This window comes from Exiguobacterium sp. s163 (assembly GCF_018617135.1).
In the GTDB taxonomy this organism is placed as follows: domain Bacteria; phylum Bacillota; class Bacilli; order Exiguobacteriales; family Exiguobacteriaceae; genus Exiguobacterium; species Exiguobacterium profundum.
Window position 1 is genome coordinate 90618 of the sequence record NZ_JACSJN010000007.1, and the last position, 13139, is coordinate 103756.

The window sequence follows — 13139 nt, forward strand, 5'->3', positions numbered from 1 at the left end:
TTATACCCATACAACATCACCCAAAACATGTGACAAATGGTTCAAAAAAAGATGTGACACCATACGGCATCACATCTTCAAGCTAAATCATTCTGTAAACGGTTTGTCCTTATGACGACGTTTCGCCAAAATCAGGTAGTACGCCGGAACAAGAACGAGAGTCAATACAGTCGAGAATAGAATACCCGATACGATGCCGATCGCAAGCGGTTTGAAGAGCGGGTCTTCCCCAAGTGCGACTGGTAAGAGGGCAACGACTGCCGTGAGCGCCGTCAAGAGAATCGGACGAATCCGAGCGCGCCCTGCTTCGTAAACGGCGGTCGTGACCGGTAATCCTTCACGAATGCGTTGTTCGATAAACTCGAACAGGACGACTGCGTTCCGGACGACGATTCCCGCAAGCGAGACCATCCCCATCGATGCCATGAAACTGAACGGTGTCTGAGTCACGAACAATCCGACGACCGCTCCAGCGATTGCGAGATAGATTGTGAACAAGACGAGTAATGGCAACGAGAGTGAGTTGAACTGGAATGCGATGATCAAGTAAATCAAGAATAAGACGACGACGAACAATGTCGCAAGCTCTAAGAAGAACTCGTTCTGCGTGTCGCTCGCACCGGACTGGTCGAACGTAATCCCTTCATCCTCTAACCCCGACTTCGCATCATCCAACACCTGCTCGACATCTTGTTTAAATTTCTCTTCATCCATGTCTTCGCTCGCATAGATTTGGAGTGTGACCGAACGCTCCCCATTCTCACGAGGAATCTGCTGAATTTGTTCTGTTGTCGTTTCCGTCACGAACGTACTAAGTGGGGCAACGGGCGGACCTGCTTCTGTTTGGACAGGAATTAAAATCTCGTCAAGGGCGAGTGCTTCGCGGTTCGCCTCTGCATCAATGACGATTTTCACGTCACGCTGTTCCACTCCGTCATCGAATGTACCAATTGGAACACCGTCTGTGACGAGACGAATTTGGTCACTGATTGTTTTTGCCGTCACGCCAGCCCGTGCCATTTCCTCACGATTTAATTCGTATGTGAGTGTTTGGAACGGTTCTTTAATATTATCGAGGACGATGGCCCCGTCAATTTCTTCAAGGTCGGCTTTCACTTGGTCACGTGCAGCCACGAGTTGATCAATCGTCTCGCTGCGCATCGTGAATTCGACAGGTGCGGATGCCGGCGGTCCTTGTTGTTGCGTATCTAAGAAAATTTCGGCGTCCGGATAGTCTTCACGCAACACGTTCGTATACTTATCAATCAATTCGATGGCATCGATTGATTCGTTGTCGACACGAACGACCACTTGTCCCGTGTTTTCACCTGACTGATCGAGTCCACCCGTGAATAAACCAGGGAGACCGCCTCCAGCGAAGACGGATGTTTCCACGACACCCTCTTCTTCTTTAAATCTCGCTTCAATTTCTTCAAGACGTGTCTCTGTCTCTTCCAAATCCGTTTGAACGGGGAAGGTCACACTCGTCACGACTTCCGGACGGTTCGCGGCTGGGAAGAACTCAAACGGCGTGAGTAAAATCAAACCGTACAATGCCGTCGTGATGACAAATCCGACAATTCCAAACGTCCACGGACGCTTCGCGACACTCGGTAAGAGGCGGTCGGCGTAGAAATTACTGAGTCGGTTGAGCGGTCCGCCGAGCCAACCTGGTTCACGTTTTGATACTTTCACTTCTTTACGATTCAAACGATACTGCGCAATCGGTACGAGCGTCAAACTGATGACCATCGAGGCCAAGACAGAGAGGGCTAGAACCGTCGGCAAGGCGCGAATGAAGTTACCGTTTGCGCCCGATAGCAAGGTGAGCGGAAGGAAAGCAAAGACGACCGCGAGTGTCGACGTGACAATCGAGCCCCATACCTCTTTCGTTCCTCGGACTGCTCCAAGCATCGCCGAGTCTCCGTTACGATAACGTCGTAAGATGTTGTCATTGACGACAATCGCATCATCAACCAAGATCCCTAAGGCGATGATTGCCCCGATAATCGAGATTTGGTTCAAATCGACCCCGGTGAACTGTAACGGGATCAAGGCGATCAAGAATGACAACGGAATTGCCAGACTGACGATAATCGAGCCAGAGAATGTTAGACCAATCGTCGTCACGGCAATGACGGCGATAATGGCGATAATGAACTCGCGTGTCAATGACGAGAAAATCGCATCGACGGCTTTTGCCTGCTCATAATATGGAACGAGTTCAAAACCGTCTAAGTCTCCAAGACCATCTTCGACTACCTCGTTGACACGGTCTTGCATCGTTGGAATATCCAAGCCTGATTCAATCGGAACTGTGATCGAAACAGCCGGCTTTCCGTCTAATGAAACGAGATCGGTTTCACTTTTCGCTGTCTCTTCGACCGTCCCGACATCTGCTAGTAAGACCGGTTCCCCATTGAATGAGCCGACGATGACTTGCTCCATATCGTCTACATTCGTCAAGTTATCGATTGCTAGTTGATAAATCCCCTCTTCAGTCGATTGACGGCCGAGCGGTGTCGTCTTGTATTCTTCGTTAATGGCCGTTAACACATCAGGAAAGGCAAGTTGACGTGAACTCAGCTCTTCCGAGTCAAGTGACACGACATACTCCTGCTCTGGTAACCCTTTGATCGTGACTCCCGTCACGCCATCCGTTCGCAAAAGTTTCGACTCTAATTGTTCGATGTCTGATCGAACATCCTCAAATGATCCACGATCGTCTGCTGTCAATAAATACGATGCGACAGGTAACTGCCCGAGTGAATCATTGACCGTTGGCGCAAGCGCGTTTTCAGGAAGTTTAGGCGTCGCATCCGACAACGCTTGTCGAACGTTCGCCTGAAACTCTTCCTGGTCGGTGCCGTCTGCGTATTCGACCGTGATGTTCGAGAACTCTGAAGCCGAGATCGACGTCACGTTCTCTACTCCTTCTAAACTACGTAGTTCCTCTTCTAACACGCCGGTAACATTCCGTTCAACCGTTTCCGCTGTCGCACCAGGATACGGTGTTTGAACGAGTACGATATTGATCCCGGTTTCCGGAATCTCACGTTTAGGGAGCTGGAAGAACGTCAGCACACCCACGACGATTGCGACGAGAAGAAACACGATAACCAGTTTCCCTCGCTCAATCATTTTTTCAAAAAACATAAAAACCCCTCGCTTTCGGAAGATGTGCAAATACACATATGATATCTCTTCTTCATCATAGAGGGGTTTGTCATTGAATTCAATCCTTAAGCGTGTTGCAATGTGCTGTCATGGAAACGTTTTTGAAAAGCGTACGATAATTCGATTGACCGTTGTTTTTGTCTCGACACGGTATGATCAGATACGTGAACCTTGACCGATTCCCCCGTCAAAAACTGAATGAGAGTCTCTTTTCCGTCTTTCTTGATGGCCGTCACGTGTTGAAAGTTGATCCACGCACAATCTGGACTTTCTTTGGCAATCGTCGGAAAGAAGACGGCATCCGCATGCCAATCCATGACGACCGGTGTCTTTCGATGTGGTCCGAGGACGTGTCGCGCTGCCTCGATTCGACCTTGAATGCTCGACCCGTAGTATAGACACGCGTGTTCTAATAAGTCGATTGGCGACCCTTTTACTCGCATGACGCCTTCTGGTTGATACACAAGTGTTTCCGCTTCGCCAAACTCGTTAAATACAGGAATTAAAGCTCTCGTTTCATTGGTCAATCTGCTCATCTTTTCATCCCCCATAACGTATGTAATGACTTACATGTCATTCATACCAGGATTCGATGCGCCTCGCAAATCGGCTTTTGTCTATTTCCCATGAAAAAACCAGCCGTTTCCTGGCTGGTTTTGAAAATCAAGCATTCGAATTTAAAGGTTGGTTCGACTTGAGTCGGGGAAAGTAAAATCGCACTGCTGTTCCGTCTCCTGTATTTCGTAGAGACACTTCCCCTGTGTGAAGTGTCACAATTCGCTGCACGATGAACAGACCGAGTCCGAACTTCCCTTGCTTCCCTCGAGAGAATTGGTGGAACAAGTCTAAACTCTCATCAACTGGCGGTCCGTCGTTAAAGATGGTGATTTCAACGCCAGCGTCATCTTGGTGGAGGTCGATGCGAATGCAAGATTCCGCGTAACGGAGTGCATTGTCGAGCACGTTCTCAAATGCGACCCGGATCTGTTCCCCGTCTCCAAGCATCTCGCCGCCTTCGCCATTGATTTCCCAATCGAGCTGGCCTCTAAGTTTGAAGCGCGCGACGAGCAGTTCCATCAACTTGTCGAGATTAATTGGTTCAAGTTTCATTTCCTGTCCCTTGAAATATTCAAGTTTTGTGACGTACAACAAATCGACGACTTTCTTTTCGAGTCGAGACGCTTCCTCATCAATGACCTCGGCAGAACCTTTCAAGTCTCCTGTCGGATAAATACCGTCCCCAATCGATTGGGCATATCCTCGAATGACCATGATCGGTGTCTTTAAGTCATGCGATATGTTTTGAAGCAACGCTTGTTGTGCCAAATCCTGCTCTTTTAATTCCTTACGCATGGCATCAATCGAATGGGCCAACTGACCGAGTTCATCTTGACGATCTAATGGTAAAGCGGTCTCCCACTGTCGATTCGAAATCTTCTCAACGGCCCGTTCCATCTCCACAATCGGTTTCGTCAGTTGACGCGACATCAATAAAGCTGGAATCAGTGACAAGAGGCTGATGATGCCAATCAGAATCGAGATTCGCCAGTATAATGTCGACACCAACTCACGACGATAGGCATCCCAAGCGTAGGAGGCCTGATACACAATCGTTCCATCGTACTCATTTTGACGAATGATGTAATAGACGTCTTCCCCATCAATTGTCGTCTGATACCGCTCGACCTGACCACTTTGATTTAACGCTTCCTGATACATGCGGTTCGTCAATTCAAGCGGGGCCGATCCGTAGATGATCCGTCCGTTCGGGAGAAAGATCAATTGGTTGACCGAACGGGACTCCTGTTGGCGTCGGTCATACTCAATCGGGTTTTGGGGATAGTTCTCTAACTCATTCGTGTTCCCTAAATAATAGTCCACATCTCGTAACGTCTCATACACTTGTTCATCGATGAACTGGGTGATGGATGAACGGACCGTAATCAAGATCATGAGCGCAAGCGTCACGATGATGAGTAAGATGAGCACCCAAATCTTCCACATGAGACGTTTCGGTTTAAGCGCGTCCATCATGGTCTGACGAGACGGTAGCCGATACCATAAAGCGTTTCGAGCTCAAGGCGATGCAATTTCTTTCGGACACGACGCACCAAGTCATCGACGACGCGGTCCGATCCGAAATAATCATTCCCCCAAACACCTTCTAAAATTTGCTCACGCGACAACGCGGAGCCCGGATGTTCAAGGAAGAGTAGCAGTAAATCAAATTCTTTCGAAGTCAAATCGATCTCTTCATCTCCGTGCTTGATCAGACGTTTATCCGGATAAATGGTGTACTCTCCGTATTCGATATGCTCGTTCGACTTCGAACCGTAGACACGATCAATCAATTTTTTGACACGGATGACAAGTTCCCTTGGAAGGAACGGTTTGGCGATGTAGTCATCCGAACCCATCTCGAGTCCGATGATTTTGTCGATATCCTCATCGCGCGCCGAGATGAAAATCGTCGGCGTATTCGCATTGACGGCTTTGATTTGTTTCAACAATTGAAAGCCATCCAGGTCTGGCAACATGATATCGAGCACCCACAAATCCGGTTGATCTGGAATCGCTTCTTGTGCAGATGTCCCATCCGCAAATGAGCGAACGTTGTATCCTTCCTGTTCTAGATACGTGACGAGCATTTTATTTAAGTTTGCTTCATCGTCGACTAAGTAGATTGTATACATTCAAGTCACCTCAACACGTTTTTTCTCATCATATCAAACAATTGTCGTGAAATGATGGGAAAGAAATGAAGTCAAAGAAAAAAGAAGGCAACGAAATCGCACCTTCTTCAGCGTACTGAATTTGTTCGTAACTGTTGCGTCAAAAATGCCGCGCCCCCACTAATCATCGCCAACACTCCACTGATCATGATCATTTCTATGATGTCCGCCTCCCGTTGATACCGATTCTCATTATCAACTTAAATATAGCACACATCCTATTCATTGAATACCACAAAAAAAGTCCCGATTTCACTCGGGACTTACCATGATTATGCTTTTACGTCGTATCCTTGTTCTTCGACTGCTTCCACCATCGTCTCAAGTGAGACAGAATCTTGATGGATCACGTCGACTCGATGCTCTTGAAGCGATACCGTCGCTGATTCGACACCATTCAATTCATTTAATGCTCCTTCAACGGCAGCTTTGCAATGATTACATGTCATACCTTCTACGGTTAACGTTGTTTCTTTCATGATGATGATCCTCCTTGTGTTTTTAATCGTAATGCGTTCAAGACGACAGACACCGAACTGAACGCCATCGCTGCTCCAGCAATCCATGGGGCAAGTAACCCTGCTGCAGCGACCGGGATACCAAGACTATTATAGGCAAGGGCCCAGAACAAGTTTTGACGAATGTTCTTCATCGTCAAACGACTCATATTCATCGCTCGACTCACGCCTTCAATGTCTTGCCCTACAATTGTAACATCTGCCGCCTCGAGTGCGACATCCGTACCGCTCCCGAATGCGATCCCAACGTCCGCCACCGCAAGTGCCGGGGCATCGTTCATGCCGTCCCCTACCATGGCAACGCGACCGGATTGTTTTAAGCGTTCGATTTGGTCCGCCTTTTCAACCGGAAGGACTTCGGCAATCACTTGATGATGAGGGATGCCAAGTTCGTCGGCAATCGCGTAGGCGACTTCTTTCCGGTCACCCGTCAAGACGTACACGTCACGCGTTTGACTAAGGGCTTGCACGACTTCACGACTTTTCGGTTTCAATTGATCTTGTAGCCCGAACGCCGCGACAATCCCGCTCTCATCCGCAACGTAGACCGGGGTCATCGCCCCCATCGACCAATCTGGCAAGTTGTATCCGAGCTCTTCCATCATTCGAACAGACCCGATGATGAGTTCTTTCCCATCAACGACCGCTTTGACTCCTCGTCCGGCTAACTCTTCCACTTTCGTCACGACACCGTCGCCGACTTCCCGGCCGATGGCAGCTGCCAAAGGATGCGTCGATTGCCGTTCTGCCATGACGGCACGGCGGAGCATCGCTTCATCTCCGAACGTTTCCACCACTTCCGGTGTCCCATTCGTCAATGTCCCTGTCTTATCAAAAACAACGATGTTTGATTCATTGAGTGATTCGAGTTGTCCCCCACCTTTGAACAACACACCTTGCTCTGCCGCTCGTCCCGTTCCGACCATGATCGATGTCGGCGTTGCCAAACCAAGGGCACACGGACAAGCGATGACAAGTACGGCAATCGATGCCCGAATGGCCGTATCGATATCATTTAATAGGAATGCCCAGACCGCGAATGTGAGGGCACTGATGGCTACGACAATCGGCACGAAGACACCCGAGATGCGGTCAGCCTGACGTTGAATCGGCGCCTTATCCGTTTGTGCCTGTTCGACGACACGTACGATTTGAGCGAGCATCGTCTCTTTCCCGACTCGTTCCGCACGCATGAGAATACGATGGGACTGATTGATCGTTCCGCCGACGACTTCGGCGTCGACCGTCTTCTCCGCTGGAATCGATTCTCCTGTCAACATCGATTCATCGATGACTGTCTCTCCCTCAATGATCCGTCCATCGACCGGAATTTTCTCTCCCGGACGCACGACGAGGACGTCTCCTACTTTGACGAGTTCGACAGCGACAGACCGTTCTTCACCATCAACGAACAGGATGGCTTCTTTCGCCTGAAGCGACAAGAGTGATTTCAACGCATCGGTCGTCTTCTCTTTCGCTCGTCCTTCTAACCACTTCCCAAGTAAGACGAGCGTGATGAGGACGGCACTCGTCTCAAAATAAAGATGTGGATTCATCGGGTGCACAATCATTTCAAAAATGGAATAGAAGTATGCGGCCGATGTCCCCGTCGCGACGAGCACGTCCATGTTCGCCGAACCGCTCTTCAAGCTCTTATATGCCCCTTGATAAAACTGCGCCCCAATCCAAAACTGAACGGGGGTCGCCAGGGCGAATTGCCACCATGGGTTCATCAGCCATGGTGCATGAAATCCGAGTCCCGGGATATGCGTCAACATGACGAGGAGTAATGGGGCCGACAACAGTGCAGAGATGATGACCTTCCGCTGTAATGGACGTAAGTCATGCGGCGGCGCCATCTCTACTTTCGGCTCGGCCCCGTATCCGATTTTCTCAATCCGCGCAATCAGCTCTTCTTCTGTAATGCCTTCATCGACACGAATGGTCGCCGTCTCAAGCGGAAGGTTGACCGTCGCTTCCACTCCGTCCATCTTATTCAATACTTTTTCAATTCGTGCCGAACAAGCCGCACAGGTCATTCCTTGTATGGATAACTCAACGGTTTTCATGACATCCCTCCTTATTTTTTGATGCGGCTGACGATCGTCATCAACTCATCAATGTAAGGTTCCATGTTTTCCGTCTCGCTTGCGTGAACCAAACACTTGCGCATATGACGCTCTAACAGTTGCATCTCGACTTGCTTCAGAGCGGCCTGAATGGCTGACGTCTGAGTCAAAATATCGACACAATAGCGGTCGTTCTCGACCATTTTTTGAATCCCTCGGACTTGTCCTTCGATTCGTTTTAGACGTTTCCCGAGTGCCTCCCGTTCGGCATCATCACGCGGAACGAGTGGTTGGTCATGCATAAATTCATCCATGTTGATCACCTCACCACTAATATACCCCTACCCCCTAACAGTGTCAAACGAAAAGATAAAAAAGGAACGACTCGTAGTCGCCCCTCTCTACTCAACTATTTTGAAACGCTTCGCTCTTCAAGACCGTTCGTAAAATCTTTCCAGTCGTGTTTCGCGGAAGTTCCTCGATAATCTCAATATAAGTCGGCTGCTTATATTTCGCTAACTTTGTTTGTGTATATGCACGGATCTCTTCTTTCGTGACACCGTCATGTTTCGTGACAACGAATGCCTTCACCGCTTCTCCTTGCTCCGCATCCGGTACACCGATGACGGCAGCTTCAACGATATCCGGATGTTGATACAATACTTCCTCTACCTCACGAGGGTATACGTTATATCCCCCGACGATGACCATATCCTTTTTCCGGTCGACGATATAGAAGTAACCATCCTCGTCACGTCGAGCCAAATCGCCCGTATAGAGCCATCCGTCCCGAAGTGTCATCATCGTTTCTTCCGGTAATTTGTAATACCCTTTCATGACGTTCGGTCCTCGTACAATCAACTCTCCGACTTCACCGACGCCGACTTCTTCCCCAAGCTCGTCGACGACTTTATTTTCGACATGAACGATGGAAGGGCCGATTGACCCTGCTTTACGCTCGCCATGGAGCGGGTTGAAGCAGGTGACCGGTGACGCCTCCGACAGACCGTATCCTTCAAGAATCTTGCACTCAAACATCTGCTCAAATGACTCGAGCAATTGAACTGGTAAGCTTGCTCCGCCTGAGACGAACACGCGAACATGCTTCAATGCAGACGTGTAGGCCGGTACTTTCATTGCCGTCTGTAACAAGAAATTGTACATCGTCGGCACACCGGCAAATAACGTCACACGGTGCTTTGGTACTAGATCGAACACATCTTGTGGTGAGAACTTCGGTAAGATGACAATCGTCGCCCCTCGAAGGAGTGGTGCATTGACGATGACCGTCAAACAGAAGACGTGGAACATCGGCAATGCCGCCAATGCCTTATCCTCTGGAGTGATGTCTAAATACTCTCCGATTGAATGTGCGTTTGAGAACAAGTTTCGATGCGTGAGCAGAGCCCCTTTCGGTTTTCCGGTCGTCCCACTCGTATAGAGGATGACGGCAACTTCATCCTCGTCGACTTCGATGAACGTTCCTTCTGTTTCGGCAAACGCTTCTGCGAATGGGATGAATTCAATCGTCCCTTCCCGCTTCAATGCTGGAACATCGGCATATGGAACGGAAATCACGAGTTTTAAGTGAGGCAACTTCGTGAGTGCCGCTTCCGCCTGCGCGACGAGCGGTGATAAGCCAACGATTCCCTTTACATCCCCATCAAGTAGAATGTAGGCCATTTCATCAGGCGTGTATGTAGGGTTGATCGGAATGACGACCCCTCCACGTGACAACACTGCGAAATATGCAATCAGGAACGCAGGGCTGTTTCCGAGAACGAGAGCGACGTGATCGCCTTGTCCAATCCCTTTTTGCTCAAGCGTCGACGCCATCGCCTTGACTTGCCCATAAAACTGTCCGTAACTCACCGTGTCTTCCCCAAACACATACGCTGCTTTCTGCGGGTGAGCCATCACTACTTCTTGTAGTGACTTGACTAAGTTTGCCATGGTAATCCCCCTTTAAATGAATGATGATTCACTTTTGAGCCATAAAAAAGAGCACGTTGTCCGCGCTCTTTTCAATTACTTCTATTGTACATGAAATGTTTCAATAAGAAAACGCTTCCAAAAAATTCGCCTGTAAGTGGAACAATCCGGCGCGACTTTTCACGTGTACGAGCGCTTGAAGGGATTCATCATCCATGAGCAAATCATCAATCAGTTTATGATAGCTTTGTTTCTTTGATTCATTCGTAGCCGTAATTAATAATATCGCTTTCGCTTGAATCGTTTCTCCCGTGATGGTTTTTACTTTACACGTGTTCAGCAGATGAAGAAGAGAAATACCGTCTCGTTTCGCTATAGAGATAGGAACATCGATGACCGCAACCGGCACAGCGACATCACTTACCCCGGAAGGAATGATCGTTTCTTGATCGAGAACGACTCGCGTAAATGAAGAACTGACCATGCCTTTTCGTTCCAATTCAAGACCTACCGCCATCATCGCACGTTCAAACGTCGATTGTTCCGTCACCCACATCCGACTCGGGTCCATCCATTCACTGAGCCTTCGATACATAGTGATTCCTCCTATTTTTAATCAGCCGCTACGAAAACGCTTGCACAAATTATGATACGCCTTCTCCCATCGAGGCGCAATCCGTATGATCAACGTTCACGAAACTGCCAAAAAAGGCGACCTCCGTAGAGACCGCCATGACTAACTTAACTAATCAAATCGACTAATTCCTCGAGCTCGACATTTCCGAAGTAATGTTTCAAATCGAGTTGCATCAATTGCTCACGGATGGCCGCACGTTCGAAACGCGTCCCAACGAGCGCTTGCTCGACGTCTTGGATGTCACCGACACCAAAGAAATCTCCGTAAATTTTCGCTTCTGTGATCGTCCCTTTGTTGACGTTCAAGCGGACATCGATTGTTCCGATTGGGAAACGACGTTTCGACTCGACGTCGAACTTCGGTGACTTCCCAAAGTTCCAGTCCCAGTTCGCATAGCGTTCTTTCGAGATATCATGGACGATTTCCCAATCCTCGTCACGAAGTACATAGCGTTCCGGTTGTTCTCCATCATAAATCGAATGGAGGAGCGCCTCGACGAAATGTTCCATCTCCATCTCACGCTCTAAAAATTCAGTGATGTTCGCCACACGGCTACGAACGGACTTGATTCCTTTTGAACGCATTTTCTCTTCCGAGACGTTAAGCGAGTTCACGACCTCTTCGATGTTCGAGTTGAACATGAGCGTCCCGTGGCTGAACATGCGTCCACGCGTCGTGAATTGGGCGTTCCCGCTGATTTTACGCTCACCGACCTGAATGTCGTTACGACCCGTCAGCTCTGCCTCGACACCGAGGTTACGAAGCGCATCCACGATCGGTTGTGTGAACTTCTTATAGTTGTTGAACGAGTTGCCATCGTCTTTTGTGATGAAGCTGAAGTTCAAGTTCCCTTCATCGTGATAGACGGCGCCCCCACCAGAGAGACGTCGAACGACATCGATGCCATTCTCTTCGATGTACTTCAAGTTGACTTCTTCTGATGTGTTTTGGTTCTTCCCGATGATGATGGATGGACCGTTAATATAGAACAGGAAGTAATCTTCATGATCGACGTTCAGATGTTTAAGGATATACTCTTCGACCGCCAAGTTAATCTTCGGGTCGCGGATATCCGGATTAAAAATAAATTTCACAGTTTATTTCCTCCTAGTCGGATGTTCGTTACTCGTATTATACGAAACGAGACGAGTTCTCGACAAATCTTTTACTTCCACTCACCTGTCATCACGCGCTTCAATGCGTTCGCCACACCATACTCATCATGACGTTCGGTGACATGGTCACTGATGGCAATCAAGTCTTCGTGGCTATTGCCCATCGCAATTCCTTTTCCGGCCACTTTGAACATCGGCACGTCATTCAAGTTATCCCCGATGACGACGACTTCAGATAAATCGATACCATAATGTTCGGCAAGTTTTGTCACACCGTTCCCTTTATCTGCACCGTGTGCCATCACTTCGATGTTGTCATTGCCTGAAGATGTGACATACACCCCTTCGACTTGGTCTTCGATTTCTTTCCAAAGTCCGTTCATTTTCTCAAGGTGGCTCGAGAAAGCGATGAACTTGTAGACACGTCCCGCTTCTTGTCGGATAAAGTTCTCAATGTCATCAACAATTTTGACGTCTTCGTTGACGTAATAGCGATTCTTAAAGAATTCGTACATCTCGAGCGAGCGGTCGTCACCATTCGCTTTCAAGTTTTTCATCGACGCTTCAATCAAGTCACCACGGCTCGCTACGGGTCCCGCTTCTGTGTACATTTCATAAAAGACGTCCGCATACTTGTCATCTTGATGAAGAACATTGATGACTTGAAGCGCCTCATCAATCGTCAAATCGATTTCGTGAAGGACTTCTCCCGACGTGTCGAGCACGCGTCCCCCATTCGACGATACGATTGGGCAAGAGAGTCCGACCTCGTCTAAAATCTGTTTCGCATTCACATAGTTGCGCCCCGTCGCAATCGCAAAGCGAATTCCTGCCGCCTCTGCTTCACGAACGATCTCCGCTGTCTCATCCGCGATTTTGGTGTGGTTGTGCAAAATCGTACCGTCCATGTCTGATACAAAAAGTTTATACGTTGCCATCTTCCATCACTCCTTTTTCTC

11 protein-coding genes are annotated in these 13139 nt (G+C 48.6%); all 11 read right to left on the bottom strand.

The window, feature by feature from the left end:
- Positions 1-87: 87 nt before the first annotated feature.
- Positions 88-3156 (bottom strand): efflux RND transporter permease subunit, encoded by a 3069-nt coding sequence (locus tag KNO71_RS15470; RefSeq protein ID WP_214689350.1) that lies wholly within the window; start codon positions 3154-3156, stop codon positions 88-90.
- 86 nt (positions 3157-3242) lie between these two features.
- Positions 3243-3713, bottom strand: coding sequence for a competence protein ComK (locus KNO71_RS15475; protein ID WP_015880956.1), 471 nt, complete (start codon positions 3711-3713; stop codon positions 3243-3245).
- Between the two features lie 127 nt (positions 3714-3840).
- Positions 3841-5208 (bottom strand): sensor histidine kinase, encoded by a 1368-nt coding sequence (locus KNO71_RS15480; RefSeq protein ID WP_235189242.1) that lies wholly within the window; start codon positions 5206-5208, stop codon positions 3841-3843.
- The gene (locus KNO71_RS15485; protein WP_015880954.1) at positions 5208-5870 is read right to left on the bottom strand and encodes a response regulator transcription factor; all 663 of its coding nucleotides are present in this window, start codon (positions 5868-5870) and stop codon (positions 5208-5210) included. Before KNO71_RS15485 ends, KNO71_RS15480 begins: the two co-directional genes overlap by 1 nt.
- A gap of 311 nt (positions 5871-6181) precedes the next feature.
- Complete coding sequence (gene copZ, locus KNO71_RS15490; RefSeq protein WP_074037662.1) at positions 6182-6388, bottom strand: copper chaperone CopZ; 207 nt, start codon at positions 6386-6388, stop codon at positions 6182-6184.
- Positions 6385-8496 carry a heavy metal translocating P-type ATPase gene (locus tag KNO71_RS15495; protein WP_078146432.1) on the bottom strand — a complete coding sequence of 704 codons (2112 nt, stop codon included), beginning with the start codon at positions 8494-8496 and terminating at the stop codon, positions 6385-6387. The genes copZ and KNO71_RS15495 overlap by 4 nt, the downstream gene beginning before the upstream one ends.
- A gap of 11 nt (positions 8497-8507) precedes the next feature.
- Complete coding sequence (locus KNO71_RS15500) at positions 8508-8810, bottom strand: metal-sensitive transcriptional regulator (RefSeq protein ID WP_015880950.1); 303 nt, start codon at positions 8808-8810, stop codon at positions 8508-8510.
- A gap of 91 nt (positions 8811-8901) precedes the next feature.
- Positions 8902-10449 (bottom strand): long-chain-fatty-acid--CoA ligase, encoded by a 1548-nt coding sequence (locus tag KNO71_RS15505; RefSeq protein WP_078146431.1) that lies wholly within the window; start codon positions 10447-10449, stop codon positions 8902-8904.
- Positions 10450-10549: 100 nt separating this feature from the next.
- Positions 10550-11023 carry a PTS sugar transporter subunit IIA gene (locus KNO71_RS15510; RefSeq protein ID WP_214689351.1) on the bottom strand — a complete coding sequence of 158 codons (474 nt, stop codon included), beginning with the start codon at positions 11021-11023 and terminating at the stop codon, positions 10550-10552.
- Between the two features lie 146 nt (positions 11024-11169).
- On the bottom strand, positions 11170-12159 hold the full coding sequence (gene lplA, locus KNO71_RS15515) for a lipoate--protein ligase (RefSeq protein WP_015880947.1): 990 nt from the start codon (positions 12157-12159) through the stop codon (positions 11170-11172).
- A gap of 71 nt (positions 12160-12230) precedes the next feature.
- Entirely contained in the window at positions 12231-13118 is an 888-nt protein-coding gene (locus KNO71_RS15520; RefSeq protein ID WP_078146427.1) for a Cof-type HAD-IIB family hydrolase, read from the bottom strand.
- Positions 13119-13139: the final 21 nt, after the last annotated feature.

Bases quoted from the DNA above. Each gene is read 5' to 3' on its own strand.
- KNO71_RS15470 (WP_214689350.1), bottom strand. From the start codon at position 3,156: ATGTTTTTTGAAAAAATGATTGAGCGAGGGAAACTGGTTATCGTGTTT.
- KNO71_RS15475 (WP_015880956.1), bottom strand. From the start codon at position 3,713: ATGAGCAGATTGACCAATGAAACGAGAGCTTTAATTCCTGTATTTAAC.
- KNO71_RS15480 (WP_235189242.1), bottom strand. From the start codon at position 5,208: ATGGACGCGCTTAAACCGAAACGTCTCATGTGGAAGATTTGGGTGCTC.
- KNO71_RS15485 (WP_015880954.1), bottom strand. From the start codon at position 5,870: ATGTATACAATCTACTTAGTCGACGATGAAGCAAACTTAAATAAAATG.
- copZ (WP_074037662.1), bottom strand. From the start codon at position 6,388: ATGAAAGAAACAACGTTAACCGTAGAAGGTATGACATGTAATCATTGC.
- KNO71_RS15495 (WP_078146432.1), bottom strand. From the start codon at position 8,496: ATGAAAACCGTTGAGTTATCCATACAAGGAATGACCTGTGCGGCTTGT.
- KNO71_RS15500 (WP_015880950.1), bottom strand. From the start codon at position 8,810: ATGGATGAATTTATGCATGACCAACCACTCGTTCCGCGTGATGATGCC.
- KNO71_RS15505 (WP_078146431.1), bottom strand. From the start codon at position 10,449: ATGGCAAACTTAGTCAAGTCACTACAAGAAGTAGTGATGGCTCACCCG.
- KNO71_RS15510 (WP_214689351.1), bottom strand. From the start codon at position 11,023: ATGTATCGAAGGCTCAGTGAATGGATGGACCCGAGTCGGATGTGGGTG.
- KNO71_RS15520 (WP_078146427.1), bottom strand. From the start codon at position 13,118: ATGGCAACGTATAAACTTTTTGTATCAGACATGGACGGTACGATTTTG.